Genomic DNA, 25,929 nt, shown 5'->3' with positions numbered 1-25,929 from the left:
CCCTGAGCCTATGTACCAGGCCGATCTAACGTGTCTCGCGCGGAATTGAGATCTCGAAAATAGTGCCCTTCTCAATTCCGGACATACATCTGGCTGCACCACCGTGGGCGTGCGCAATCGCTTGGACGACGGCTAATCCAAGTCCGGTCCCGCCGTGTGCGCGAGAACGAGAGTCTTCCGCGCGTGAGAAGGCGTCGAATGCTCGCGGGCCGAAATCGGGTGGCAGGCCCGGCCCCCGGTCAATCACGCGGATCAAGGCATCCGTCGCGTTTGCTGCTGTCTCAACGCGCATCCAGCCCCCCTCCGATGCGTATTGGACCGCATTGTTGATGAGAGCGAGCAATGCCTGCCGAATTCTTGCGCTGTCAGCACGTGTGATCGCAGCGCTCAAATCGGTTTCGACCGTGACGCCGGCGGCCGCAATATCGGGCGCGACCATTGCAATTACCGATTGCGCTTCACTCGCCAAGTCGACGGCGCCGAGCAAAAGATCGAGGCGGCCCGCTGCTGCCAAGCTGACGGTACGAAGATCCTCGACGATACGAGTTAGACCATCCACCTGTTGGATGAGGTTGGAAATCATCGCCTTGTCGAGTTGGAACACACCGTCGTGGACGCCGTGCAGACGTCCACGGAGAATTGTCAGCGGGGTCCGAAGCTCGTGTGCCACGGCCGAATTCCACGTTCGCAATTCTGATTCATAAGTCGCAAGTTGAAGCGCCATCTGATTGAAATCGCTGATTAGCTGCGCAGTCTCACCGAAGCCCGGGGCCGAACAGTCCGCACGCGCCGCAAGATTGCCGCTAGCAACTTCACGCGCGGCGCTGGCGACGGCGCTAACAGGAAGCACAATTCGCCGTGCCAAAAGAATACTTGCCAATGTCGCGACAGAAAAGCCGAGGGCTCCAGATCCTATAATTCCGAGCCAATCAGTTAACCCTAGGTGCCACCAGGATTGGTCTGGATCGAATTGGATCAAGTCCGGTGCGACCTGAGACACGATCGAATAGGCGGCTGCCCAGCCGAGAACGAGGATGACTAATGTGAGCGCGGAGACGGCGATCATCCACGTGGTGATCTGCGCGCTCAGCCCCCATGGCGTCTTCATGTAACGGGCACCAACCGATAGCCAATGCCACGGACACCTTCGAGGTAACCGTTGGCTGTCGCAGCCTCGAGCTTGCGCCGAACATTGCTAATGTGGCTATCAACGGTGCGTTCCATCGCTTCCCCCTCTGGCAGACATGCATCTAGGAGTTCGGAACGCGTAAACGCGCGGTTAGATGCGCGAGCCATGTGCGCGAGGAGACGAAACTCGGTAAGAGTGAGGTCCAGCTTTTGTCGTCGCCCATCATCTGACATCACGACGGCAGCGTGTGCCGTTAAATCGATCTCGATCTTACCGACGCGAATGATGGTGGCTTCGGACTGCGACATGCTGCGCCGTAGAATTGCGCGAGTGCGTGCCACCACCTCGAGGGGATTGAACGGCTTTACGACATAATCGTCAGCGCCAATCCGAAGCGCCTGGAGTTTATCGAGATCGTCAGTCAGCGCTGTAGCCATGAGCACCGGAGTATTGTCGCGCCGGCGAATTGCGGCCAACGCCTCATAGCCATTGATCTTCGGCAGTTTAACATCCAAAACAATCAGGTCTGGTTTCAATTGCAGATGTAGATCGAGAGCTACCTGACCGTCTTGTGCGCGGACGGTTCGAAAGCCCTCGCGCGCAAAATAGGCTTCGAGGATGGCGGCGATCTCGCCCTCATCTTCGACAATGAGAATGAGCGCATTCATTGGTTGTGAAGTCCGGGGATGATGTGCATTGGGTATCTGGATAAACATGAGCCCGGGTCGCCGTGCATTTCGTTGATCGAAGTCGCGCCGACCATTTGCAGTAGCGGAAACTCCGGTTCTCGTTACAAGATTTTTTCCCGAAGACAGCGGCTCAAATTGCAGGGTTTCTCAATCCTTGATTGCATTCTGTCGAGGTATTGTTGAGATCAAGTCAAGAAGACGCATAGACGCTGCCGACACCCAAATACTGGACCCCAGATAAGCCCGTCTCAACACTACATCCATGCTTCGTCGATAGAACATGCATAGAGGGATGTAATCACCTCGCGTGCCAAGAGCCGGGTCGGCATTACGCGCGAGTACGCGAGAAAATATCACGGGGAAACGCACGTGAGGAAGTTCATCGCGAGGAATTCCTACATCGCCGCCGAGCGATGGAATGGAGAATCCGAGCTTTTCGAACATCTCCGTGAAAACTTCAGAGACCTGATCTCAATGCCTGATAGCTCGCGCATTGTTGTCACCACACCCGATGGGGAACAGATTGCAACGATCGGCGATTGGATAGTTCAGGATTCAAGCGGCACGGTATTCGTGATGAAGGACGACATCTTCAATCGCAAATACAAAGCGTCGTCTTAGCGCCATTTCGACGACCAATCCTGACGCCAGCTCTGCCCCACTATCCGAAGCCGGCTAGTTCGTCGCGTCACCGGAGTCACCTGTTTGATAAATCGATAAAGTCAAATAGCTATGCCTTACCAAAAATTCCATCAATTCCACGTCGATGCCTAAGTTTTTCGAATATTCGTTTTCGCGGATATCTATCCCGACATCGAACTCGAACTTGCTGACGTCAAGGCTCGATAACAGGGAAATGGCCCAATGCCGACCGGTCCGCTCTGGCGCACACTATCGAGCCCCTTTCTGAAGCTCCAAGGAGTTTAGCTCGGAAGCGGACTGATTCGACCCGCAAGCAAAAGCGAAACGAGACGTCCAAAGAACGCGGCGACGCTTAACCTGCGATGCACGCTTTGTCGAAAAGCGCCTCGGGTCGACTTATAACTATTTGAATACCTTGGCTGGGGGACTAGGATTCGAACCTAGACAGGCAGAGTCAGAGTCTGCAGTCCTACCATTAGACGATCCCCCAAAGCCGGGATCGGGCGGCTCGGTGGAGCGCCGGAGCGCGCCTCATAGCAGCAGCGTTTGATATCTGCAAGCTCAGGCTTACGCTTGCGCGCACAGAAAGCGTGGCGACGAGGCTTTTGCCCGCTCTCTTGCGACCTAGCAGGCGTTTACGCTCATTTCTCCGCCCTAATCAACTCGGGCCGGTACTCGAAATGCATCGTATCGTAGTGGTACCAGCGGCCACCCCAAATGAAGCCATGCTTCTCGAAGATTTCGACGATTTGTTTGGGGATGGAGTTCCTGTAGTCAGGCCGATTAGAAGGACCGCCCTTCGCCCACCGCCAGTAGTCGGATCGCTTCGTCGCAATATCGACGGCGATGCCAAAGGCATGGCCGGACCGCTGAGTGGTGCCCGCGACGGCGCGACATACGAAACCTCCTGCCGATGGAATCAAGAACACGTCGAGCGAACCAGGTAGAGAGTCGAGTTCGTCACTTACTCTCCGCAAATGATCTGCGACGCCGTTTTTGCTGGAGATGAGAATTCGCTGATGAGTCTTCTTCGGCAGCCATGCGACCGACGCTAACGTTTTTTCAAAACCGGGCTGCCGGCAGTCGCCATAAATCTTGATGAAGAACTCTTCGTTCCTGGCGCGGCCGGGATCGAAATCGACAGCGGGCGGAGATGGCGTCGCCCCTGCAGGATACTGGAAGCGAAACATATCTTTAAGGTCCGGTTGGGCGAGCCACGAAGTGAATGGCTTCTCGCCAAGACCGTCATCGATTTTCATCGACGTTCCGTCTTTGAATTCCAGCATATTGCCGACAGGTCTGGCGACAAAGTCAGGATAAGCTGCGGCGAGGCGAGCTGCTATCTCTCCCGCATCGACAGCCCCAGCGGGCGCCGGAGCGGCGAACGATGACACGAGAAATACCCACGATAATACGCCTATCAAGCCGATGGGACGCCCCGCCATATGCCCGTCCAGTAGATCGTTGCTGATGCTCTCTCGGCAGTTAAGCACAACCGGGAGCTTTACGAGACAGCCCGACCTGATACACTTCCCGCAACTGAGGTCCAGACCGATGGCCTGACGAGCACGGCTCATTGCGGCGAGCTGTGATGTTCCAGGTCCTGGAGAAAAACATTGAAGCCCGAGAAATCAGGGCCCGATGCCGCTGACGCTGCCGGGCTGCCCGATAAATCTGATGACGAGATTGCCGCACCAGAGACGTTTGGCGCAACACCCGCGCATCACAACGGCCGGGTAAACGGCCGCTCTCATTATGGCGACGGGCAGTCGCGTGATGGTCATCGATCTCCGCCGGATCGGAATGGCGAAAACCCCCTTCGATCTTTCTCGATGACGCGACACGCGGCGGGCGCGGAAACGCAATCCGATCAGGATATGGCCGGCGCCGACTCTCGGCCGCTAGGATCGGAAGAAATCTACGGTGCTCTCGACCTTGGTACGAATAATTGCCGCCTGCTCCTGGCGCGGCCTTCGCGACGCGGCTTCCGGGTCGTCGACGCATTTTCTCGCATCATCCGATTGGGGGAAGGCGTCAGCCAAACCGGCCGCCTCTCAGACCTCGCAATGGATCGCACGATGGAAGCATTGAGGGTCTGCGCCGGAAAGCTGCAACGCCATAATGTGTCTCGTGCGCGTCTGGTCGCCACTCAGGCGTGCCGGGTGGCAGAAAATGGTCCGGCATTTGTCGACAACGTAAGACGAAACTTCGACCTGGATATCGAGATCTTGACGCCGGAGATTGAAGCGCATCTGGCCGTCGCGGGATGCGCCACTCTGATTGATCCGGGCGCTGATTATGTTCTTGTCTTCGATATCGGCGGCGGGTCATCCGAAATTATCTGGCTCGATATGACACGACTCGGAGGCCGCCAGGATGTCCTCGGTGGCCGTAACGACGTCGACGAAGCGATTGTCGCTTGGGAATCACTCCCAGTCGGTGTGGTCACCTTGGCCGAACATTTCGGCGGGCGTGACGTCACAAAGGCAAGCTTCGCTGCCATGTCGCAAGCAGTAACTGAGCTTCTGTTGCCGTTTGAGCAGAAGCACCGCTTTCGCGAGCTTATGTCGGGAAAATCCGTGCATTTCCTGGGCACCTCCGGCACTGTGACGACGATCGCAGGCGTGATGCTTGGGCTGGAACGATACGACAGGAAACGTGTCGACGGCATCTGGCTGGGCTTGAAAGAGATCGACGAAGTAACGTCCGAACTACTGGGTTGGTCGTACGATGAACGCGTTCAGCAGCCGTGCATCGGTCGCGAGCGCGCGGATCTTGTCCTTGCCGGCTGCGCGATCCTCGATGCCATTCTGAAACTCTGGCCGGGAGATCGGCTTAGAGTCGCCGATCGAGGCCTACGCGAAGGAATTCTGATGCGTCTCATGATGGAAGACGGAGTTTGGCGCGCGGGCCGTCGTCGGCGTGGCCGTGGCAAGAGGGCGAGAGGCTCCAGGGCGTCGTGAGCAGCAAAGGAAAGAGCGGCGGAACTGGCGGTCCTAAGAAGGGTGGAAGCCGCGGAAGCTTGAGCGGCGGCCAACGTCAGCTTCGGACGACAGTCAAGACCGCTCGCAAGCGATCGGTGTCGTCGGCTCGTTGGCTCGAGCGCCAGCTGAATGATCCCTATGTCGCCGCATCAAAGCGGGAAGGATTGCGATCTCGGGCCGCGTTCAAGATCCGAGAGATCGATGCGCGATACCATTTTCTCAAGCCGGGGCAGCGAGTCATTGATTTGGGCGCCGCGCCGGGTGGCTGGTCCCAGGAAGCGGCCGAGCGGGTAAAGGCTGCCGAGGGTAAGGGTCAGGTGGTCGCGATCGATTATCTGGCTTTTGAGCCGATCCCGGGCGTCGATATCATCGAAATGGATTTCACCGACCCCGCCGCCGAAAACTTGCTGAAGTCGCGCCTGCGCGGTGGACGCGCCGACGTCGTGCTTTCGGATATGGCGGCACCCACCGTCGGGCATGCGAAAACCGACCATCTGCGAATCATGGGGCTCGCCGAGGCTGCTGCTGCGTTTGCAGGCGACGTGTTGGAACCCGGCGGCGTCTTCCTCTGCAAGGTCTTCCAGGGTGGCACGGAGCGCGACTTGCTCGATATGTTGAAGCGCGACTTCCAAACCGTTCGCCACGTAAAGCCGCCTGCGAGCCGTGCCGAAAGCTCTGAACTGTATGTTCTGGCTACTGGTTTTCGAGGAGATAGATGAGAGCGGCCAGGTCCGAGCTCTTGTCGCTCGCGCCATGGCCGGGCGAGCGCTGAACGCGGCTGCCGACGGCCTGAAAGTAAACCTATGGGGGCTTTGAACCCCGTTGCTCTTATATGACAAAGGCCCGCGACACGGGTGTGACGCTCGCGAGCCAAAAAAATCAGCCGCTGGAGGATGGTTAACTCCATCCCCATTTGACGCGGGCGCGGGCGCTTCCAACGTGGAAACCTTGGTGCTATAGACCCCGCGACAATGTTCCGCCCCAGGGGGCCTGGACGTGTCGCCCCCCAAAATCTGGAGAAGTCGGCATGACTTCGAGCCTATCCGCGCTCGATTCGGCGATCGCGCTCACCTTCGACGACGTCTTGTTGGTCCCAGGCCCTTCCGATGTGATGCCGGGGCAGACCGACGTCTCCACGCAGCTGACCAAAAGCGTTCGCCTTAATATTCCACTTCTGTCATCGGCAATGGACACGGTCACCGAAGCGCGTCTCGCGATAGCCATGGCACAGGAGGGGGGGATTGGCGTTCTTCACCGCAACCTCTCCATAGAAGAGCAGGCGCGTCACGTGGCGCAGGTGAAGCGCTACGAGAGCGGCATCGTTCTTGATCCCGTGACGATCGCCCCGACGAAGTCCCTACGCGAAGCGCTCAAGCTGATGGCCGAGAAGGGCGTCACCGGTGTGCCTGTCGTGGACAGCGGAAGGGAAGCTGCGGACGGTAGCGCTGGCAAGGGCAAGCTCGTTGGTATCCTGACCAACCGCGACGTGCGTTTCGCGAGTGACCTGGAGCGCCCGGTATCCGAATTCATGACGAAAGATGGTCTGGTGACCGTCAAACGCAACGTGTCGCCGGTTGAAGCCAAAAAACTCCTTCATAAGAATCGGATCGAGAAGCTTATCGTCGTCGACGATGACCGCAATTGCATTGGCCTGATCACAGTCAAGGACATCGAAAAGGCTGCAAAGCATCCAAACGCGTCGAAGGACGCGCAGGGCCGCCTTCGCGTCGCGGCTGCCACGACAGTCGGCGAAGACGGTTTCGAGCGGACAGAGCGTCTCATCACCGCCGGTTGCGATGTCATTGTCGTCGATACGGCACACGGGCATTCCGCCAAGGTGATTGAAGCGGTCGCCCGCATCAAACGCCAATCCAATAGTGTCCAGGTTATCGCTGGCAACGTGGCGACCGCGGACGCCACGAAAGCTTTGATCGAAGCAGGCGCCGACGCCGTCAAAGTCGGGATTGGTCCGGGCTCGATTTGCACGACCCGCATCGTTGCCGGCGTAGGCGTTCCTCAGCTCACCGCAGTCATGGAATGCGCCAAGGAAGCGTCGCGGCACGGCGTCCCCGTAATTGCCGATGGCGGCATCCGCTTTTCGGGCGACATCGCCAAGGCGGTCGCCGCTGGTGCATCCTGCGTGATGATCGGCTCGCTGCTGGCGGGCACCGACGAAGCACCGGGTGAAACCTATCTTTATCAAGGACGCACCTACAAGTCTTATCGCGGCATGGGTTCCGTCGGCGCAATGGCTCGCGGATCTGCCGATCGCTATTTCCAGGCGGAGGTTCGCGATACGCTGAAACTCGTGCCGGAAGGCATCGAGGGCCAGGTTCCCTACAAGGGACCGATGGAAGCCGTCGTCCACCAGCTTGTTGGCGGGTTGCGGGCGGGAATGGGATACTTGGGCGCCAAAACAATTCCTGAATTGCAGAAGCGCGCTAAGTTCGTGCGCGTCTCGCCAGCCGGCATTCAGGAGAGCCACGCTCACGGCGTGATGATCACGCGCGAAAGTCCGAACTATCCCGGCGTGGGCCGATAGTTTTGCCTTCCGAATTCAGCCAAACCGAGGGCCCCCGTCATGACGGTCACTGATTTCCTGTTGCCTGTCTTCGTCCAGGTCTTCCTCATCTTCGTCGTGATGGTGCTGATGGGACGCGCGAGAGTCGCCAGCGTCTCGCGAGGCGAGGTGAAGATCGAAGACATCGCGCTCGATAATCGCAACTACACGCCGCGCGCTCGCCAGTTTGCGAACAACTTCAGCAATCAGTTTGAGATGCCGATGCTGTTCTTCGTGTTGATCGCCTTCATCTTGATCACACGTGTATTTGGCACGCCCCTGCTCGTTCTGGCATGGATCTTTGTTCTCTCGCGAATTGCCCACGCCTTTGTTCACGTGACGAGCAACAACGTGATGTGGCGCATGGCTGCTTTCTCGCTCGCCGCCCTGGTCCTCTTCATTATGTGGCTGATCTTCGCCATTCAAATTCTGACGGCTGCCTAGAGCAATGAAAGCCGGCGCTCGCATAGCGGCGGCGATCGAAGTATTGGAAGCAATCCTTCATCGCTATCAGCCAATCTCCATCGCTCTTACGGATTGGGGCAAGGCGCATCGGTTTGCGGGCTCCGGCGACCGGAACGCGATCGGCGGCCTCGTGTATGATGCTATGCGCCGCCGCGCATCGATCGTTTGGGCTATGGGTGAGGACTCGCCGAGAGCTCTGGCGCTGGGTGCCGCCGCGTCGGCACTTGGTATAACTGCCGAGTCCGTGGCAACGGCATGCGATGGTACCGACCATGCGCCGCCGCCGCTCTCGCCGGCCGAGCAGGCGGGTCTGACACGCTCGCTGTCTGATGCGCCGGAGCACATTCAAGCGGACATCCCCGAATGGCTCTGGCCGTCATTCTCGAGCCAATTCGGCACCGATGCAATTGCGGAGGGCCAGGCGATGGCGCGTCGGGCGCCAGCTGACCTTCGCGTCAATACGCTGAAGTCAACACCCGAGAAGGTTCTGAAAGCCCTTGCCGGGTTTGGGGCTGAACCGTGTGCTCTGTCGCCGATCGGCGTCCGAATTGCGCCGCCGACAGGCGCGCAGCGGACGCCCAACCTTCAGGCCGAAGCCGCCTTCCAGGCGGGCTGGTTCGAAATCCAGGATGAGGGGTCCCAGTTGGCTGCGCTGCTTGCGGGGGCTGGCCCGCGCAAGCAAGTGCTTGACCTTTGTGCGGGCGCCGGAGGCAAGACCCTGGCGCTGGCGGCAGGAATGCAAAACACCGGACAGATCTACGCGTATGACGCTGATCGCAATCAGCTGAAGCCGATCTTCGAGCGAATCAAGCGCGCCGGTGTTCGCAATGTTCAGGTCATGCGCGCGGGAGATGAAGTCGCGGTAGACACCCTCGGTCCCCGCTTTGACGTCGTCTTGGCAGACGCCCCCTGCACTGGGACCGGAACCTGGCGGAGGCGTCCCGATGCAAAATGGAAGCTCAAGTCTGAAGCTTTGAAAGCGCGCGCGGCTGAGCAGCAATCTGTTCTGCGCCGCGCCGCCAGCCTCGTGAAGCCGGGCGGCCGTCTCCTGTATGTCACCTGCTCGATCCTTCCGGAGGAAAATACCGGCCAGATCGAATGGTTTTTGCAAAAGAATCCGGACTTTTCGATCGTCCCAACCGCGCGGGTCTGGCGCGAAGCGTTCGCGACCGAAGCTCCGCCTTCCGCGGACGGCCGCGAAGACACCCTCCTGCTGACGCCCCATCGCCATGGCACGGACGGCTTCTTCATCGCCGCCCTCCAGCGTAAGAACTGATCATTCATTCTGTGGATGAGAAGTAGGGACGGTGTCATGAACGCCTGCTCTTGATCCGCCTACGAACTCTCCTGCGGAAGACGCCTGCCCATCGTTACGCTCTGACATAAAATGTGAGCAGTGGGCTTTCCCCAGCTTGCCCACTTTTGGCCGTTGACATCAGGCTCCATAAAACTATCTCATCAAGCGTTTGCTGCTGGCTCGCGGCAAATCGAGGGACGGGCATCGGGTGCGTGTATTGCACTCTAGCTACGCCCCCGCTCGTGAGGCCAATTGAGGTCAATGAATGAGCGGTAGGCCCCACTCCTTCCTCTCCCCCAAATGCGAAGTTCGTCCGACACCAGACCGCGGCGGTCATACCGTCGTTGCCCGAGAGGCTATCGCGAAAGGCGAACTCATCGTGGTCTGGAGCGGGACGCTCGTCACGGGCGAGGAATTGAATGAAATGCCTTCCACCGTGAAGCGTTATTCGCTTCAGGTCGAAGAGAACCAGTATCTGGTCTCACTCTCCGATTGTGAGCCGCCGGATTACGTCAATCACTGCTGTGATCCGAACTCCGGCTTGTCAGGCCAAATCACCCTCGTGGCTATGCGCGAGATCGCGCCCGGAGAAGAGATCACCTACGATTACGCGATGAGTGACGGTTCGCCCTATGACGAGTTTGCCTGCTCGTGCGGCTCGCGGCACTGTCGTGGTCACGTCTCCGGACAGGACTGGATGCGGACTGATCTCTGGCGGCGATATGCGGGATATTTCTCGCCGTATCTGCAACGGCGCATTCTGGCTATGCAGGCGCTCCGAAGTCTCGCGGCAAAGCGGCGGAGAAGCCTTTCCAAGCCGGAGAACCAAACGGCAATCGTACCTGGCGAGTAACCCGAAGCTCGAGCTATTTCGTCCCGCCGAGCTTGCGGTCCACGTGAGCGTCGAAGGTCCGGTAGTCGCAGGTCATCTCTTCGCCTGCACGAATATCCCGCGTGGCCACATCGTACCCCTCGATGGCGCCTGATTCATGGACGCCCTCGGTGTTCGGGTCATCCGCGTGGTTCATGAAGCGGGCGTTGTCTGCGCAAAGGACGAACTGCCCGCTGTCCGCGTGCAGATAGACGTGGTCGAGGAGATTTTCGCGTGCGCCGTCGGGAAGACGTGCGATTTCCTCTTGAGACAGCAGCCGGTCGAATTCCGGCATAAACCGCCACGTCACGGTGCCTTGGGGTATATCCTCGGCCGCAAAAAGACCGATGCCCGCTATGGCGCTTGGTGCGAGCCGGGTCTTGACCATGAGCATGAAACGGGGTCCTTCGATAAGCCAGCTTCGACACGAAGCGCATGCGATCGGCGGACTCTCTACCTGGCGCGATCGAAATTGGGAGTACGGATTTGCGAAACCTCGGAACTTTTTTGGTGTTCGCGGCCCTCGTCGCAATGGCAGCATCAACCGGCGCACGTTTCATGCCGGGCGAATGGTACGCCGGATTGAACAAGCCGTCATGGACGCCACCCAATTGGGCATTCCCTGTAGCGTGGACGATCCTGTACGTAATGATCGCGATCGCGGGATGGCTCGCTTGGCGCACCGGCGGATTGTCGGGGGCTGTTGTAATCTGGGGCATCGGTCTCGTTTTTAATGCCCTTTGGTCTTATCTCATGTTCGGCCGCCACGACATCTTCCTGGCTCTGGTCGACCTATGCGCCCTGTGGCTTGCCGTCGTGGCTTTCATGATCGCCGCCTGGCCCTTGGACACCCGAGCAACTTACCTGTTTCTGCCCTATCTCGCCTGGGTAACGTTTGCGGGTGTGCTGAATTTCGCAGTCTGGAGGATGAACTAAGCCCGTTTCCCTCAACCTGCGGCTTTAGCGCTTTGCCAGCCTACGCCGCTTCCGTGACGGCAGGGACGTTGCGACGTGACGCGACTTCGCGTAGGGGATGGCCTTGAAGAAAGGGCCATCTACGCTTTGACCGAATCCGTTCTCATCATCGATTTTGGCAGCCAGGTAACCCAGCTAATCGCACGGCGCGTGCGGGAGGCGGGCGTCTATTCTGAAATCCACCCCTTCCAGAATGCCGCCGAAGCATTTCGAAAGCTGAAGCCAAAGGCCGTCATCCTTTCCGGTGGACCAGCGTCCGTTACCGAAGATGGTTCTCCTCGTGCGCCGGACGCCGTTTTCGACGCCGGCATACCTGTGCTGGGCATTTGCTACGGCCAGCAGACAATGGCCGAGCAGCTCGGCGGCAAAGTCGAAAGCGGCCACGACCGCGAGTTCGGTCGCGCATTCCTTTCTATTGCGACACAAAGCCCGCTATTCGAAGGCGTCTGGTCGCCGGGTGAGCGCTATCAGGTTTGGATGAGCCACGGCGACCGCGTCACCCGCCTCCCCGAGGGCTTCGAAGTGATCGGGACGAGCGACAATGCTCCGTACGCAGCGGTGGCGGACGAGAAGCGCGGCTTCTACGCCGTCCAGTTCCATCCCGAAGTCGTCCATACTCCGGATGGCGCGAAGTTGATCGCGAATTTCGTCCATAACATCGCCGGCCTCAAGTCGGACTGGACGATGTCGGCCTATCGCCGCGAAATGATTGCCAAGATCCAGAAGCAAGTAGGGACGGGCCGTGTGATCTGCGGCCTCTCAGGCGGTGTCGACAGCGCCGTCGCAGCTGTCTTGATCCATGAGGCGATCGGCGACCAGCTCACTTGCGTGTTCGTCGATCATGGCTTGATGCGGCTCGGCGAGGCGAACGAGGTCGTCGGTCTCTTCCGCGATCACTACAACATCCCGCTCGTGCACGTCGACGCCTCTGAGCAGTTCCTGAATGCGCTCGCAGGCGTTTCGGACCCCGAAACCAAGCGCAAGACGATCGGCAAGCATTTCATCGATGTGTTCGAAGCCGAAGCCAAGAAGATCGGCGGAGCTGAATTTCTCGCGCAAGGAACATTGTACCCCGATGTCATCGAAAGCGTCTCTTTCACCGGCGGTCCGTCTGTCACCATCAAATCGCACCACAACGTCGGCGGTTTGCCCGAGCGCATGAACATGAAGCTCGTTGAGCCGCTGCGCGAACTCTTCAAGGATGAGGTGAGGGCGCTCGGACGCGAACTCGGCCTGCCAGAGGCATTTGTCGGCCGGCATCCGTTCCCGGGTCCGGGGCTCGCAATCCGCATTCCCGGCGAGATCACGCGCGAGAAGCTCGACATCCTACGCAAGGCAGATGCCGTGTACCTGGACGAGATCCGCCGCGCTGGGCTCTACGACGCGATCTGGCAGGCATTCGCGGTTCTTCTGCCGGTGCGCACCGTCGGAGTAATGGGCGATGGCCGCACGTATGACCATGTCCTCGGCTTGCGTGCCGTAACCTCGGTCGACGGTATGACCGCCGACTTCTTCCACTTCGACATGGCTTTCCTCGGACGCGTCGCGACCCGCATCATCAACGAGGTTCGCGGTGTGAATCGTGTCGTCTACGACGTTACGTCCAAGCCGCCCGGCACCATCGAGTGGGAGTAGCGCGGGACAACGCCTCGCCTAGAACGCGACGGTTTCGCTCCACCGCCCTCGCGCTGCTCGTGCTCGCCGGCTGCGTCAATTACTTCGATCGTGCCGCACTCGCGGTGGGCAATCCGGAAATCCGCGCGGAACTAAACCTATCCTACAGCGAGATGGGACTGTTGCTGTCGGCGTTCGCGTGGAGTTACGGCCTCGCACAGATCCCGGCGGGCGTTTTGGTCGATCGCTTCGGCCCGCGGCGCGCGCTGGGCGGCGGCATGGTGCTGTGGTCACTGGCCCAGCTTGTCGGCGGGGTCGTCCACTCGCTTCCGCAGTTCCTAGCTGCTCGCGTCGCGCTGGGATTGGGCGAGTCGCCAATGTACATAGGCGGCACGCGTGTCTGCGCGGATTGGTACCCGTTGAAAGGCCGAGCACTCCCGATCGCGATATTCAACTCCTCATCGGCGTTGGCGCCCGCACTTGCCCCGCCAATTCTCACCCTCTTGATGCTGGCACACGGATGGCGTGTCATGTTCATCATCGCCGGCCTCGCGGGCTTCGTAGTCGCGGCGCTCTGGATGCTCCTTTATCGCTCCCCAAGCGACGCACTCATTCCCGTTGCCGATCTCGACGAGATACATCGTGACGACGGTGCGCCGATCGCGCACGCCGGATGGAAACAGGTTCGGTGGCTCCTAGGTTTCCCGACGACCTGGGGTATGTTTCTGGGCTTCTTCGGCGTTGTTTATGTCTCGTGGCTGTACGCGACGTGGTTGCCGGGATACCTGGAGATCGCCAGGCATCAATCGATAGCCAGCGCTGGCATCTGGTCGGCAATACCGCTGGCGGCCGGCTTCTTCGGTGCCCTCGGAGGAGGAGTGATCTCGGACCGGCTAGGACGCTTTGGAACGATGGACGCGGCCGCCACCTGCCGGCTACCCGTGATCGTGGGACTCGTCGTGGCGGGTCTCGCCACCATCAGCGCTGTCTATGTCGAGAACCTGCCCGCCGCGATCGCGCTGATGTCGCTGGGCCTCTTTGCGGCCAACGTTGCTTCGAGCTGCGGCTGGGCGCTCGCCGCCGTCATCGCGCCGGTGAATTCTGTGGCGACGCTCGAAGCAATTCAAAACGTGGGCGGTTCTATCGGAGGCGCCCTCGCGCCCTATTTGAGCGGCGCACTTCTCCAGCACACAAACTCCTTCGTTCCCGCTTTTGCCCTGGCAGGGACGATCGCCTTCATCTGTGCCCTCATTTATTGGGTCGGCACCCGAAACAAAATCTCAGAGGCCGACTAGGCGCCGGCGGATCGAGAGATCGCCCGGATCGCGAATGGGCGATCTCCCCAAGGGTTCACCAGCCGTATCGGCATGCCTCATATTTGTACTTCCAAAAATAATCGCCGGTGAAGATCCACCGGTCATAAATATCACCGCAGCCAACGCCCGCGGACGCAATGATCACACCCAATCGCGGATGATGACGGAAAAGATGGTTTGGCATCGACATGCCGCTGTGCATGTTCATGCTGTGCAGGGCCGGCCCACTGTGCATGTGCATGCCTCCAGCGTTGGCGCACGACATCGTCGCGGCAGTTACAAAAGTGAGCGCAGCGACCGCTGCAAAAGCATTTTTGAGCATAGGTTTGGTTCTCCGATGATGCGGCCAAGCAGATCGATGGCCTCGCTGAACGCGGCATGCGCTCAGAGTCGGAAAACTGGCATTCAACTGACCTTTGCGGCTGTTCCTACCGAAACAAAGCGCAGTGCTTATGCTGAACAATCGGAACGCGAGCTGAATATCTCAGCAACTTCTGCGCCCGTGGCAGTGCGCGAAAGCGCGTAGAAATCAGCATCCCTTTGTAGCGCCAATTCAAGTTCGCGCTGAAACGCCATCCGATCGAGCTCGATCGTACCGAATTGCCGAAGATGGTCTGTGACGAACTGCGTATCCAGAAGCGTAAAGCCACCGCGGATCAAGCGCGCGGCGAGATGCACCAACGCAATCTTGGATGCATCCCGTTCCGTCGAAAACATACTCTCGCCGAAGAACGCACTCTTCAGAGCGACTCCGTAAAGACCGCCGACCATCTCGTCTCCGCTCCAGACTTCGACGGTGTGGCAGGCCCCTAGCTCGAAGAGCTCGCGATAGAGCGCGCGGATCCGGCTGTTGATCCATGTCGACATGCGGCCTGCCCGAGGAGCGGCGCAGCCGTCAATGACGCCTTCGTAATCCGTGTCGATCTTCACCTCGAACGGAGTGGTGCGCACCGTGCGCAGGAGCCGCTTGGGAATGTGCAGCTTATCGAGCGGCAGGACCCCGCGCTGCTGAGGCTCGATCCAGTAGAGCGCAGGATCGTCCGCGCTTTCGGCCATCGGAAATATACCGCAGCTGTAGGCCTTCAACAGGACCTGCGGCGTAATTTCAAACATCGGGTCGTCGCGCGACGCCATGCTGCCACTTGCCAAGCGAATTCTCGGACGCGCGCGGAACATGTCGCGCAGAGGCAAAGCTTACTTCATCCCTAGATATTTTTCGAGCCAGTGAATGTCGTAGACACCATTGAGGATATCAGGTTCTTTCACGAGATCTTGAAACAATGGGATCGTAGTTTCGATCCCATCAATCACGAACTCGTTGAGAGCACGGCGAAGGCGCATCAGTGCATCGTTGCGGGTTTTACCCGAGACGATGAGCTTCCCGATCAGGCTGTCGTAATATGGCGGAATTCGGTAGCCCTGATAGACGCCGCTGTCGACGCGAACGCCCAGACCACCCGGCGGATGCCAGTACGTGATCTGGCCCGGGGACGGCCGGAAATCCTTCGGGTTCTCAGCATTGATGCGGCACTCGATGGCATGGCCTTTGAGCTCGATCTCATCCTGAGTGAAGCTCAGCGGCAGGCCCGCAGCGACCCGGATCTGCTCGAGCACGAGATCGGTTCCGGTGACCATTTCCGTAACGGGGTGCTCCACCTGGAGTCGGGTGTTCATCTCAATGAAGTAGAACTGCCCGTCCTCGAACAGGAACTCGACAGTGCCGGCGCCGCGATATTTTAGCTTGCGCATCGCCTCAGCAACCGTCGCGCCGATCCGCTCACGCTGGGCCGCATTGAGAGCCGGGGACGGGCTTTCCTCGAGCACCTTCTGATGTCGCCGCTGCAGCGAGCAGTCGCGCTCGCCCAGATGCACGGCGTTGCCCTTGCCGTCGCCGAACACCTGGATTTCGATGTGGCGCGGCTTCTGCAGATATTTTTCGATGTAAACGGAATCGTCGTTAAAGGCGGCTTTCGCCTCGGACCGGGCAGTCGCGAGAGCGACGCCGAGATCAGCGGCGGTCAAGGCTACTTTCATGCCGCGGCCGCCGCCGCCGGCGGCAGCTTTGATCAGCACCGGAAAGCCCATTTCCTTGGCGACTTTCATCGCTTCGGTTTCGCTGGTCACGGCGCCTGCAGAACCTGGAACAACGGGGATGCCGAGCTTCTTGGCCGTTTCCTTGGCTTCGATCTTGTCGCCCATGATCCGGATGTGCTCGGAAGTCGGGCCGATGAACGTGATTTTGTGCTCTTCAAGGATCTCAGCGAAGCGGGCGTTTTCAGAAAGAAAGCCGTAGCCCGGGTGGACCGCGTCGGCGCCTGTGATTTCGCACGCAGTCACGAGTGCCGGAATATTGAGATAGCTTTCGCGCGCAGGAGGCGGTCCGATGCAGACGCTTTCGTCTGCAAGACGCACATGCATGGCATCCGCGTCCGCCGTCGAATGCACGGCCACCGTGGCGATCCCGAGTTCCCGGCATGCGCGCTGGACGCGTAGCGCGATTTCCCCTCGGTTGGCGATCAGGATTTTGTCGAACATTTTTACTCCAGGCGCCTTGCCGCCGCTCGGGGGCGCACTATTCGATGATGATCAGCGGTTCGCCGTATTCGACCGGCTGTGCGTTTTCGACAAGGATCGCCTTGACCGTGCCGGAGCGGGGAGCCGGGATCTGATTCATCGTCTTCATGGCTTCGATGATCAGAAGGGTGTCGCCTTGGTTGACCTTGCTGCCGACCTCGCAGAAGGCGGCCGCACCGGGTTCAGGAGAACGATACGCCGTTCCCACCATCGGCGATTTGACCGCGCCGGGGTGCTTAGACAGATCACCCGGAGATGCGGCCGATTTTACTTCGTTTGGCGTTGAAGCAGCGCTCGGCACCGGCGCCGCCAAATAGGCCTGTGGAGCGGCAGCGCTAATGGAAATCTTTTTGGCGACCCGGATCTTGAGGCCGCTTTTCTCAATCTCGATTTCAGTCAGACCCGTATCGTTGAGGAGCTCTGCGAGCTCGCGGATCATCTGACCTTCGGCGCTGCCCATTTTCGGCGCTTGGTCTTTTGCGGTCATCAGTGCCGTGTCCTCGATATATGTTGCGTGCGTCTTATAGCGAGAGCGTTGAGCGGAGCCTCACGCCTTCCTCACCGATTTATTGAGAATGTCTGCCATCGCCTCGACGGCGAGTTCATAACCTTTCGCGCCAAGTCCGCAGATTACTCCAGTCGCGGCGAGCGAAATGTAGGAATGCTGCCTAAATTCGTCGCGACGGAAGATATTCGACAGGTGAACCTCGACCACCGGCAGACTGACGGCCTGCAGCGCATCGAGGATGGCAACGGACGTGTGCGTATAGCCGCCCGCGTTAATGATGATGCCCTTCGCGCGGCCCCGGGCCTCTTGTACCCAGTTTACAATCTCACCCTCGATGTTCGACTGTCGGAATTCGATGTTAAGGCCGCTGCGGGCGGCGGCCTTCTCGGTGCGCAGTCGTAAATCGTCGAGCGTCTCCGAACCATAGATTTCGGGCTCGCGAACGCCGAGCATGTTGAGATTCGGACCATTGAGTACGTAGACGAGGGCAGTCATTTCTGGAGGCCGTTGAGGCGCCGGGCGATAACCCAAGCGGTTGTGAAGGCCCAGGGTCTATCAGCTTTCTCGGAATGCGCAAAGTGCGCGGTGTTGGCCGCGCACCTCAGTGTGGTATCTCTGCTAAATATCTGATCGGCAAAGATTTGTTGACATCCTAGCAGATGTTGCACCCGGTCTTCCGATAGCCGGACACCAAACCCTCGAGCTGGTCATGAAGATCGTCCGGGGCTCCCGGGATCGCCTTATCGCCCACGAGGAAGTGGGGCGTGCCATTGACGCCGAGCTGCTTGGCAAGCTGCAGATCCGCCTGCAATTCATTTTTGACCGAGTCGCTGGCCATGTCGGCTTTGACCTTGTTCATGTCGAGCCCGAGAGACTCAGCGACCTTTAGTGCCGATGCTTCGTTCGCCTGACCCTTCGAACCGAGCATGGCCTGGTGGAATTCCCAGTACTTGCCCTGGCGTTTCGCGGCCAATGCAACGCGCGCGGCTTCCTCCGAGCCTTTCGCAAGGATGGGGAGTTCCTTGAAAACGAAGCGCACCTTCTTGTCGTCGTGGATCAGCCTCTGGACTTCCGGCAACCCGCGTTTGCAATAGCCGCAATTGTAATCGAAGAACTCTACAACCGTGACGTCGCCGTTAGGATCACCTGCCACCGAGGAGTCTGCGGCGCGGTAGATGGTCTTGGCGTTGGTCGCCATGAATGCCTTCAGCTTGGCGTCCTGGTCTTTTTGGGACTTCTCGTCGAGCGCGCTTTGCACTTCGAACATGATCTCGGGGTTCTTGATCAGGTAATCTTTGATGATCTCCCCAAGGGCTTTTTTCTGCTCATCGGTAAAGGCGGTTCCGCCTGCTGTTGGCGCTACCGTATCTGCCCGGGCCGGCCCGAAGGCGAGATAGGACGCGCCGGCCACGGTAAAGCAGGCAAGGGTGAGCGCCAGAAGCGAGAACGCTTTCCGCGATGTCAGTGGCGAACGCGCGCCGTTGGCCGGATTGCTTTTCAGGGTCATGGATGTGTCTCGCTTTGTACCGTTACGTTGGCCGCTTACGTCTGCGGCTTATAGTTGATGATGTCATCGTTTTTCAGCCACTCGGGAGAGCCGGACCGAAGTTTTAGCTGAGCCCGTTTGGCGAAGATCTGCGCCTGTTTTATGTTGCCTTCATAAAAGAAGGCCTGCGCGGTCATGGCGTCGGCTTCGGGGCCTCTCCCCTGCTTGTAATAGATGTTTGCCAGCAGTCTATACGCATGGCCGTTCTCGGCATCCTCCACGAGCGACTTGCGCAGCTGGTCTATGGCTTCCTTTTGAGCGTCGGCGGAATCGATATTCTGGACCGCAGTCGCGAGTTCGACTCGGATCAGCGGACTGTTGGGAGCAAGCTTTAAGGCCTGACGCAAGCTCGGCACCGCCGCCGCCATTTTCCCAGACCGCATCAGGAAATCTGCCTTGAGTTCGTAGAAGTAGGGGTAGGACGGGTTCTCACGGATCATGGCGTCGGCATCTTGCACGGCAGCCTCGAGGGCCCCACCGCCACCGCGGAAGAATTTCGCTATCGCGCGCGCGTAGCGTGCAGGCAAGGTCGTGTTGGAATCGGGGTACCGGTTGAATACGGCGGACGGCGTTTCGAGATAGCCGGAGAGCTTCGCCCGCATAAGGTCATGACGAAGCTGCAGGGAAGCCGGGTCTTTCTGTTCGAAGTATGGGCTGGTCGTCACAAGTTGGTTCAACCGGGCCAACCGCTCTGCTGACAAGGGATGAGAACGCACAAACGGATCCTGAAACTGGTCCGACAGATACTCCTGCTCCTTGAAGCGCTGGAATGTGTCGAGCATCCCTTTGCCCGATTGCTTCGTCGCGGTGAGATATTTGATGCCCGCTTGGTCTGCCGCGGATTCCTGCGATCGCCGCTCGGCCAGCAATCCCTTCATGATGACGCTGCTGCCACCCTGCATGATTGCAGCGCCGCCTTGCATGGTATCCCGCCCGGAGTCACCACCTTGCACGCCGCCAGCGACCATCGCACCGAGACCGAGCACTTGCGTAAGTAAAGCGCGCGTTTGGTCCTTTGCGATGCGCGCCCTTAGCGCTGCCATATGCCCACCGGCGATGTGCCCGCTTTCATGGGCGATCACGCCGATGACTTCATTCGGCGTATTGGCCTGCATCAGTGTGCCGGTGTTTACAAAGACATTCGCGCCGTCGAGGACGAACGCGTTGAACGCGTCATTGTTGATGATGCGGACGGTAACCCGGCCGCCACCGAACCCTGCGGCTTGGAAGATCGGCCGCGAATAATCTTGCAGCAGAGATTCAATCTCAGCGTCACGAATGAGGGGCAGCCCTTGGGCACTCGCGGCGCCAACGACAAACTGCGCCAAGAGGAGGGTCCCACCCGCCGGCAAAAACAAGCGTCTGGCGATTGAAAGCGCCGAAAACGTCTTCCGAATTATCGGCATTTCGCTGTGCCCTGATCTCGATAAGCGCTTCGAGACGCTACGCACGGTCAAGGTATGCGCCAAGCCCGTTTGGGTCAAACCCGATGCAACGAGAGGATAGGAACATTCACCACTTTGGGGCGCCACCATGGCGGTGCGTCGCGCGCCCCAAACCAAGATGAAGAAGGATCATCCCGAGACGGGGCGCGCAGCTTTAAGAAGAACCGAAGTACCCGGGCTTCGGTCCTTCATCATCACTCGCCGCCGAACTTACGCTGCCACCACCCTTTGCGCTGGGGAGGGGCCTGCGCCTCGCCATCCGCCGCCGCTTCTTGGCCGGGCCGTAGGACGACCCGCTCAACGCGTGGCTCGCTCGAGCCAACCTCGTGACGGCGGCGGCTCTGCGCTGGCGGCGCTTTCTCTTCTGCGGTGATCGACGGCTCGGAAGCTGGTTGGGCGGGCTGCTTTTGATAGTCGTCGGCTTTCACCGCGATTTCAACTTGCTCGGCGCTTTCCATCGCTGCTGGAACGTCCCAGATACGCTGCCGCGTTGGCTTCTCCGCCTTCCGAACTTCAGGCGCGATGTCCTCGGGCGCACGCGCATCTGCAACATGCTCGCCGTTTACCCGCGCGCTCTGCTGGTGCGGTTCGTCCTGCTCGGACTCGGTATCTCGGTTCTCGCCATCCCGCTCTTCATCGCCCTCACCACCTTCCGCATGTACGGAGGAGCCTTCGCGATTACGATCACGGCCGCGGCGGCCGCCACGACGGCCACGTCTACGGCGCCGGGAAGGTCTTTCCTCGCTGCCGTTGGCGTCGCTGCGCTCGCCGTCAAAATTCGCGTCGTCGCCCGCAGCCTGCTCGCCGTTTTCCTCTTCCTCCGACACACCGCCTTCCGGCTCATCCTCACTACCATGAGCCTCAGAGAACTGGGTGTCGTCGCTGCGAGCTTCAGAGCCGAAACGTTCGCGGCCTTCTCCCCGATCTCGTCCGCCGCGGCCACGGCGCCGGCGACGCCGGCCCCTCCGTGCACCGTTGTCGTCCCCTTCGCCACGGCCATGCTCGCGGTTGCCGCCGCCTTCCTCATCATCGCCATTGGAGAGGGTCTCGATTTCGCCGCCCTCAAACGCGGGTGCTTCCTCTTCGCTGTCGAAGCCCCAGTCCATGTTGACCGCGGCACGTTCGACACGTCGCGCAGGCAACGCAGCCCCGCCGCGTTCGATCGTGAAGTTCGCACCCTGTATGCGATCGCTACCGAGCACCGTCACGGCGAACCCGTGGCGGCTTTCCATGTCGGTGACGTACGCACGCTTGCTATTGAGAATGTAAAGCGCAACCGCTGGCGTCGTGGTGGCGGTCAGCGAACCCGAGGCGCCTGCCGTGATGGCATCTTCGAGACCGCGCAGCACAGCAAGCGCAATGCTCTCGGTCGACCGAATGATACCGGTTCCCTGGCAGTGCGGACACTGTGACGTGGAGCCTTCGAGAACGCCCGTGCGCAGGCGCTGACGAGACATTTCCATGAGCCCGAAGTGGGAAATGCGTCCGAGCTGGATCCGCGCCCGGTCGAAACGCAGCGCATCTTTCAGCCGCCGTTCGACGGCCCGATTGTTGCGCTTCTCCTCCATGTCGATGAAATCGATCACGATGAGGCCGGCAAGGTCGCGAAGCTTCAGCTGACGCGCGATTTCATCGGCTGCTTCAAGGTTTGTAGCGAGAGCAGTTTCCTCGATGGAGAATTCTCGTGTCGACTTGCCCGAGTTGACGTCGATGGCAACCAGAGCTTCCGTTTGGTTGATCACGATGTAGCCGCCGGACCGCAAGGTGACCTGCGGCTGGAACATCGCATTGAGCTGGCGCTCGACGCCGTAGCGCGTGAAGAGCGGAGTTGGATCTCGATAAGCCACCACGTTTTTCGCGTGGCTGGGCATGAGCATCTTCATGAAGTCGGCAGCTTCTTGATGCCCGGCTTCGCCCGCAACGACGATCTCTTCGACGTCTTTGTTATAAAGGTCGCGGATCGAACGCTTGATGAGATCGCCTTCCTCATAAACAAGGCTCGGCGCCGTTGACTGAAGCGTGAGTTCGCGCACGCTTTCCCAGAGCCGGAGAAGATATTCGAAGTCGCGCTTGATCTCCTGCTTGGTCCGCGCAGCGCCTGCCGTGCGGATGATGAGGCCCATGCCCTCCGGAACCTCGAGCTCCTGCGCAATGGCCTTCAACCGGCGGCGATCCTGCGGATTGGTAATCTTCCGTGAAATTCCGCCGCCGCGCGCCGTATTCGGCATGAGGACCGTGTAGCGACCGGCGAGCGACAGATAGGTCGTGAGCGCCGCGCCCTTGTTGCCGCGCTCTTCCTTGACGACCTGAACCAGAATGATCTGCCGCCGCTTGATGACTTCCTGGATCTTATAGCTACGTGGACGGCGGCGAGGGCGGGAAGGCGCCTCCTCCTGGAACTCGCGGACAGAGCCGTCTTCAGACTCGTGGCCGTGATCGTCGTGAACGTGTGGCTGTTCTGAATTGTCGTGCTCGTGACCGCGTTCGTGCCTTTGATCGCCAGTCTCGTCGCTATCTTGGTCGGCGTCTTCGGTATGTTCTTCGGTCCGGTGCTCAGAGGAATGTTCTGCGACCGATAGGCCTTCCTGGTCTGCGGTGGTGTTTTCCTCTACTTCTGCGTCATCAGCCTCCGCCGGTTCAGAACGTACGTCGTCATCCGGCATAGGCACCGCGACCGCGATCACCTTGACGGGCGCCTCGCCATCTTCGCCGCCGATCTCCTCGATGTGTTCGTCTTCCTCGACATCGACGATATGCGCGGTTTCGCCTTCTTCGTCAGAGCCGTTGTCAGAGAAGTCTTCATCAGAATTCTGATTGGCGTCGCCATCGCTCGCCCCCTCGGGACCCTGGGATCGGCCGGCGTTTCGGCGCGCCAGAGCCTCCGCACGCCTGTCGGCCGCCGCTTCGAGTTCGGCTTCCGCAGCCGCTTCTTCATCGAGCAGAGCCTGCCGATCCGCTACCGGGATCTGATAGTAATCAGGGTGGATTTCGTTGAAGGCCAGAAAGCCGTGCCTGTTGCCGCCGTAATCGACAAAGGCAGCCTGGAGTGACGGCTCAACGCGCGTCACTTTCGCGAGGTAGATATTGCCGCGGAGAAGTTTGCGCGCGGCGCTTTCGAAATCGAATTCCTCTACCCGGCCATTCCGTTGGACCACGACCCGAGTCTCCTCGGGATGCGTGGCATCAATGAGCATCTTCGTATTGGACATTGCTTATTTTCCTTGGCGCGCCGGTGCGGCGGCTCGCATCTCGATCCAGTATCCATGGAACGGACTGCGAACTTCGCGCGGTGGCGCGTTCTTTTGGTTGATTGCGCTGATGGGATGGAAGACCGCGCGGCTCTCTGCACCGGCCCGTTCCCTGCTGTGCGCAAGAGGCACGCGGGAGCGGACAAACGCGACCCGCGGACCAAGGTCCTTTGGGAGCGATATCTGCTGATGCAAGCTGTCGTCATGGCCTATCGTGTATGTTCCAGCTCAGTGTCCACAATGAGGGACGTTGGCCGGGGGAAAAATCTGACGCTCTTCAGCGTCCCGTGGATCAATTATGGCCGCCCAGAAATCCGCACTTCACCCGACTGGCAAACCGGGGCGACCGGCACAAAGTCAAACATTGCCTCAACACGAGCCGCCGGGGGCTGGAGTGCCAAAGCTGCGAAACCTGCCGAGCGACGTGATACTCCCCGTGCGCTTTGCCTCAGGCAGGTGCCATCCGTGCTAACCCAATTACCTGTGAAAGCTGGGCTTCGCCCCGCAGCAGGCCGATCGGGCTTTGCAGGCGCACTCGACGAACGCTACTTAAGCGTGTGTCTCCGGCGCCACCGAATACATTTGAAACTGTACGAGGTCACCCCCGCGCTGGCAAGTGCTATAAAGCCGGTAGGGGACAGACGTCGCAAGGCAACAATGATCCTTTTATATTACGTTTGAAAACAAAGATTTAACGGGTCAAAACTAAACGGCGGGTGAGGGATGAAGGGGGGACTTCGGCAATGGGCCTGCCCTGTGTGCCTTTGCTGAGGGCGCTCACGGCTGTAGCGGCGGCGCTATGCCTGTTGCTCTCGCGGCCGTGTTTGGCTGCGGAAGCACTGGAAACCCATTTAACCGTCACCGGCCGTTCGACGATCTTCGAATTGACCATGAGCGAAGGGGTAACGGCGCAGGTTTTCACATTGGCAAACCCCTATCGAGTTGTCCTCGACCTGCCCGACCTTGTCTTTCGGCTGGATCCGGCAACAGGCAAAAGAGGCGCCGGGCTCGTTTCCCAGTTCAGGTACGGTCAATTCGCCGAGCGCAAGTCGCGCATTGTGATCGACACCAAGGGGCCGGTGAAGATCCACTCGGCCAACATGACGCGGCTCAAGGGGAGTTCCGCCGTCAAACTTGCAATTGCCCTCATGCCGATGGACGCCACCGCGTTTGGTTCAGGCACCGGCGCAGGCACCGAGTCGGCAGCCTTTGAACCTGGAGTGGATGGTGATCCCATTGGAGCCCCCGATGGTCCGCGCAAGCCGCACAGCAGGCCTGTTGTAGTCATAGATCCTGGCCACGGCGGCATCGACCCGGGCGCGATGGGAGCCAATAGCGTTACCGAGAAAACCATCGTTCTCGCGGTCGCCCAGCAACTCAAGCAAGCGTTGGAAAAGGCGGGGCTTTACGACGTCAAGATGACGCGGTCTGAGGACGTTTTCGTCTCGCTCGACAAGCGCCTCAAGTTTTCGCGCGATAGCGGCGCCGACCTGTTCATCTCGCTTCACGCCGATTCCATTGAAGAGAAGACGGCGGCGGACAACATTCGCGGCGCCACGATCTACACGCTCTCAGGCAAAGCATCCGACGAGCAGGCGCGCGTTATGGCCGAAAAGGAGAACGCTTCGGACCTTCTCGCCGGCATCGAGGCTTACGACAAAGGCAATGATGATCAGGTGAAGAACATCCTGATAGACCTGATGAAACGCGAGACGTCGAACTTCTCGGCCGATTTTTCGCAGGTGCTTGCCAAAAGGCTCGGAAAGACCATCGAGATGTCGCGGCTCCCCCGACGTTCGGCGGCGTTCAAAGTCTTGAAGCAGACCGATGCGCCCTCGGTTCTGGTCGAACTCGGTTATATCAGCAACCGAACCGACGAGGAGCAGATGCTGACGCCTGAATGGCAGTCAAAAGTGGCGGGCTCAATCGCCGAAGCGGTGCAAATTTACTTCAATAAGAGAACGGCGGCTCGTCCGTAAGGGACAGGTCTGCCCGCGGACGACGTGCTGCCACAATCCGTGCTAATGTGCGAACGTTCCAGGGGATTGTCATTGCTGCGGCACGGC

Annotated in this window: 23 protein-coding genes and 1 tRNA gene; 11 read left to right on the top strand and 13 right to left on the bottom strand. The window is 59.5% G+C overall.

What is annotated here, in order from left to right:
- Positions 1 to 25: 25 nt before the first annotated feature.
- Together EKK30_RS12375 and EKK30_RS12370 are read right to left on the bottom strand one after the other, a co-directional pair.
- Complete coding sequence (locus EKK30_RS12375; RefSeq protein ID WP_290985453.1) at positions 26 to 1,108, bottom strand: ATP-binding protein; 1,083 nt, start codon at positions 1,106 to 1,108, stop codon at positions 26 to 28.
- Entirely contained in the window at positions 1,105 to 1,797 is a 693-nt protein-coding gene (locus EKK30_RS12370; protein ID WP_290985451.1) for a response regulator, read from the bottom strand. Before EKK30_RS12370 ends, EKK30_RS12375 begins: the two co-directional genes overlap by 4 nt.
- A 390-nt stretch (positions 1,798 to 2,187) precedes the next feature.
- On the opposite strand from EKK30_RS12370, the gene EKK30_RS12365 reads away from it, so the two are divergent.
- Positions 2,188 to 2,439: a hypothetical protein gene (locus EKK30_RS12365; RefSeq protein ID WP_290985449.1), complete on the top strand. Its 252-nt coding sequence runs from the start codon at positions 2,188 to 2,190 to the stop codon at positions 2,437 to 2,439.
- A gap of 437 nt (positions 2,440 to 2,876) precedes the next feature.
- Here the strand turns inward: EKK30_RS12365 and EKK30_RS12360 are convergent.
- Both EKK30_RS12360 and EKK30_RS12355 read right to left on the bottom strand, forming a co-directional pair.
- Positions 2,877 to 2,950, bottom strand: a tRNA-Gln gene (locus tag EKK30_RS12360).
- Positions 2,951 to 3,101: 151 nt separating this feature from the next.
- Positions 3,102 to 3,905, bottom strand: coding sequence for a M15 family metallopeptidase (locus tag EKK30_RS12355; protein ID WP_290985447.1), 804 nt, complete (start codon positions 3,903 to 3,905; stop codon positions 3,102 to 3,104).
- A gap of 171 nt (positions 3,906 to 4,076) precedes the next feature.
- Between EKK30_RS12355 and EKK30_RS12350 the strand changes: the two genes are divergently transcribed.
- The 6 genes from EKK30_RS12350 (at position 4,077) to EKK30_RS12325 (ending at position 10,619) form a co-directional block, all read left to right on the top strand.
- Entirely contained in the window at positions 4,077 to 5,423 is a 1,347-nt protein-coding gene (locus tag EKK30_RS12350) for a Ppx/GppA phosphatase family protein (RefSeq protein WP_290985445.1), read from the top strand.
- The gene (locus EKK30_RS12345) at positions 5,420 to 6,163 is read left to right on the top strand and encodes an RlmE family RNA methyltransferase (protein WP_290985442.1); all 744 of its coding nucleotides are present in this window, start codon (positions 5,420 to 5,422) and stop codon (positions 6,161 to 6,163) included. Before EKK30_RS12350 ends, EKK30_RS12345 begins: the two co-directional genes overlap by 4 nt.
- 308 nt (positions 6,164 to 6,471) lie before the next feature.
- Positions 6,472 to 7,986, top strand: a complete 1,515-nt coding sequence (guaB, locus tag EKK30_RS12340) for an IMP dehydrogenase (RefSeq protein ID WP_290985439.1) — start codon at positions 6,472 to 6,474, stop codon at positions 7,984 to 7,986.
- Positions 7,987 to 8,025: 39 nt separating this feature from the next.
- Entirely contained in the window at positions 8,026 to 8,448 is a 423-nt protein-coding gene (locus EKK30_RS12335; protein WP_290985436.1) for an MAPEG family protein, read from the top strand.
- Positions 8,449 to 8,452: 4 nt separating this feature from the next.
- The gene (locus EKK30_RS12330; RefSeq protein ID WP_290985434.1) at positions 8,453 to 9,745 is read left to right on the top strand and encodes an RsmB/NOP family class I SAM-dependent RNA methyltransferase; all 1,293 of its coding nucleotides are present in this window, start codon (positions 8,453 to 8,455) and stop codon (positions 9,743 to 9,745) included.
- A 286-nt stretch (positions 9,746 to 10,031) separates the two neighbouring features.
- Entirely contained in the window at positions 10,032 to 10,619 is a 588-nt protein-coding gene (locus EKK30_RS12325) for an SET domain-containing protein (RefSeq protein WP_290985432.1), read from the top strand.
- Positions 10,620 to 10,632: 13 nt separating this feature from the next.
- On the opposite strand, the gene EKK30_RS12320 is transcribed toward EKK30_RS12325, so the two are convergent.
- Positions 10,633 to 11,031: an SET domain-containing protein gene (locus EKK30_RS12320; protein WP_290985430.1), complete on the bottom strand. Its 399-nt coding sequence runs from the start codon at positions 11,029 to 11,031 to the stop codon at positions 10,633 to 10,635.
- 116 nt (positions 11,032 to 11,147) lie between these two features.
- Between EKK30_RS12320 and EKK30_RS12315 the strand changes: the two genes are divergently transcribed.
- From EKK30_RS12315 to EKK30_RS12305, 3 genes are all read left to right on the top strand, one after another.
- Entirely contained in the window at positions 11,148 to 11,573 is a 426-nt protein-coding gene (locus EKK30_RS12315; protein ID WP_290985427.1) for a TspO/MBR family protein, read from the top strand.
- 126 nt (positions 11,574 to 11,699) lie between these two features.
- Entirely contained in the window at positions 11,700 to 13,247 is a 1,548-nt protein-coding gene (gene guaA / locus EKK30_RS12310) for a glutamine-hydrolyzing GMP synthase (RefSeq protein WP_290985745.1), read from the top strand.
- Positions 13,238 to 14,521: an MFS transporter gene (locus tag EKK30_RS12305; RefSeq protein ID WP_290985424.1), complete on the top strand. Its 1,284-nt coding sequence runs from the start codon at positions 13,238 to 13,240 to the stop codon at positions 14,519 to 14,521. Before guaA ends, EKK30_RS12305 begins: the two co-directional genes overlap by 10 nt.
- Positions 14,522 to 14,576: 55 nt before the next feature.
- Here the strand turns inward: EKK30_RS12305 and EKK30_RS12300 are convergent, their stop codons facing one another.
- The 8 genes from EKK30_RS12300 to EKK30_RS12265 form a co-directional block, all read right to left on the bottom strand.
- On the bottom strand, positions 14,577 to 14,864 hold the full coding sequence (locus EKK30_RS12300; protein WP_290985421.1) for a hypothetical protein: 288 nt from the start codon (positions 14,862 to 14,864) through the stop codon (positions 14,577 to 14,579).
- Between the two features lie 128 nt (positions 14,865 to 14,992).
- A complete protein-coding gene (gene aat / locus EKK30_RS12295) occupies positions 14,993 to 15,676 on the bottom strand; it encodes a leucyl/phenylalanyl-tRNA--protein transferase (RefSeq protein ID WP_290985418.1) in 684 nt (227 codons plus the stop codon).
- A gap of 60 nt (positions 15,677 to 15,736) precedes the next feature.
- On the bottom strand, positions 15,737 to 17,077 hold the full coding sequence (accC, locus tag EKK30_RS12290; RefSeq protein ID WP_290985415.1) for an acetyl-CoA carboxylase biotin carboxylase subunit: 1,341 nt from the start codon (positions 17,075 to 17,077) through the stop codon (positions 15,737 to 15,739).
- Between the two features lie 37 nt (positions 17,078 to 17,114).
- Positions 17,115 to 17,603: an acetyl-CoA carboxylase biotin carboxyl carrier protein gene (gene accB / locus EKK30_RS12285; RefSeq protein WP_290985412.1), complete on the bottom strand. Its 489-nt coding sequence runs from the start codon at positions 17,601 to 17,603 to the stop codon at positions 17,115 to 17,117.
- Between the two features lie 60 nt (positions 17,604 to 17,663).
- Positions 17,664 to 18,119, bottom strand: coding sequence for a type II 3-dehydroquinate dehydratase (aroQ, locus tag EKK30_RS12280; protein ID WP_290985409.1), 456 nt, complete (start codon positions 18,117 to 18,119; stop codon positions 17,664 to 17,666).
- 157 nt (positions 18,120 to 18,276) lie between these two features.
- Complete coding sequence (locus EKK30_RS12275; RefSeq protein ID WP_290985407.1) at positions 18,277 to 19,131, bottom strand: DsbA family protein; 855 nt, start codon at positions 19,129 to 19,131, stop codon at positions 18,277 to 18,279.
- Between the two features lie 35 nt (positions 19,132 to 19,166).
- A complete protein-coding gene (locus EKK30_RS12270) occupies positions 19,167 to 20,498 on the bottom strand; it encodes a M48 family metalloprotease (RefSeq protein WP_290985404.1) in 1,332 nt (443 codons plus the stop codon).
- A 311-nt stretch (positions 20,499 to 20,809) separates the two neighbouring features.
- Positions 20,810 to 23,824: an Rne/Rng family ribonuclease gene (locus EKK30_RS12265; RefSeq protein WP_290985401.1), complete on the bottom strand. Its 3,015-nt coding sequence runs from the start codon at positions 23,822 to 23,824 to the stop codon at positions 20,810 to 20,812.
- Between the two features lie 782 nt (positions 23,825 to 24,606).
- Here EKK30_RS12265 and EKK30_RS12260 point away from each other — a divergent pair.
- Entirely contained in the window at positions 24,607 to 25,842 is a 1,236-nt protein-coding gene (locus tag EKK30_RS12260; RefSeq protein WP_290985398.1) for an N-acetylmuramoyl-L-alanine amidase, read from the top strand.
- The last annotated feature ends 87 nt before the right edge of the window (positions 25,843 to 25,929 follow it).

The sequence above is a fragment of the Hyphomicrobium sp. genome (genome assembly GCF_003987855.1).
Classification (GTDB): domain Bacteria; phylum Pseudomonadota; class Alphaproteobacteria; order Rhizobiales; family Hyphomicrobiaceae; genus Hyphomicrobium_B.
The sequence above is the reverse complement of the archived record's forward strand: the minus strand, read 5'-3'. Positions and strand labels throughout refer to the sequence as shown.

Excerpts from the sequence above, each read along its gene's own strand:
- EKK30_RS12320 (WP_290985430.1), bottom strand. The coding sequence starts at position 11,031 with ATGCTCATGGTCAAGACCCGGCTCGCACCAAGCGCCATAGCGGGCATC.
- EKK30_RS12335 (WP_290985436.1), top strand. The coding sequence starts at position 8,026 with ATGACGGTCACTGATTTCCTGTTGCCTGTCTTCGTCCAGGTCTTCCTC.
- aroQ (WP_290985409.1), bottom strand. The coding sequence starts at position 18,119 with ATGACTGCCCTCGTCTACGTACTCAATGGTCCGAATCTCAACATGCTC.
- accB (WP_290985412.1), bottom strand. The coding sequence starts at position 17,603 with ATGACCGCAAAAGACCAAGCGCCGAAAATGGGCAGCGCCGAAGGTCAG.
- accC (WP_290985415.1), bottom strand. The coding sequence starts at position 17,077 with ATGTTCGACAAAATCCTGATCGCCAACCGAGGGGAAATCGCGCTACGC.
- EKK30_RS12300 (WP_290985421.1), bottom strand. The coding sequence starts at position 14,864 with ATGCTCAAAAATGCTTTTGCAGCGGTCGCTGCGCTCACTTTTGTAACT.
- EKK30_RS12370 (WP_290985451.1), bottom strand. The coding sequence starts at position 1,797 with ATGAATGCGCTCATTCTCATTGTCGAAGATGAGGGCGAGATCGCCGCC.
- EKK30_RS12260 (WP_290985398.1), top strand. The coding sequence starts at position 24,607 with ATGGGCCTGCCCTGTGTGCCTTTGCTGAGGGCGCTCACGGCTGTAGCG.
- EKK30_RS12355 (WP_290985447.1), bottom strand. The coding sequence starts at position 3,905 with ATGGCGGGGCGTCCCATCGGCTTGATAGGCGTATTATCGTGGGTATTT.
- EKK30_RS12325 (WP_290985432.1), top strand. The coding sequence starts at position 10,032 with ATGAGCGGTAGGCCCCACTCCTTCCTCTCCCCCAAATGCGAAGTTCGT.
- aat (WP_290985418.1), bottom strand. The coding sequence starts at position 15,676 with ATGGCGTCGCGCGACGACCCGATGTTTGAAATTACGCCGCAGGTCCTG.
- EKK30_RS12265 (WP_290985401.1), bottom strand. The coding sequence starts at position 23,824 with ATGTCCAATACGAAGATGCTCATTGATGCCACGCATCCCGAGGAGACT.
- EKK30_RS12375 (WP_290985453.1), bottom strand. The coding sequence starts at position 1,108 with ATGAAGACGCCATGGGGGCTGAGCGCGCAGATCACCACGTGGATGATC.
- EKK30_RS12330 (WP_290985434.1), top strand. The coding sequence starts at position 8,453 with ATGAAAGCCGGCGCTCGCATAGCGGCGGCGATCGAAGTATTGGAAGCA.
- guaB (WP_290985439.1), top strand. The coding sequence starts at position 6,472 with ATGACTTCGAGCCTATCCGCGCTCGATTCGGCGATCGCGCTCACCTTC.
- EKK30_RS12275 (WP_290985407.1), bottom strand. The coding sequence starts at position 19,131 with ATGACCCTGAAAAGCAATCCGGCCAACGGCGCGCGTTCGCCACTGACA.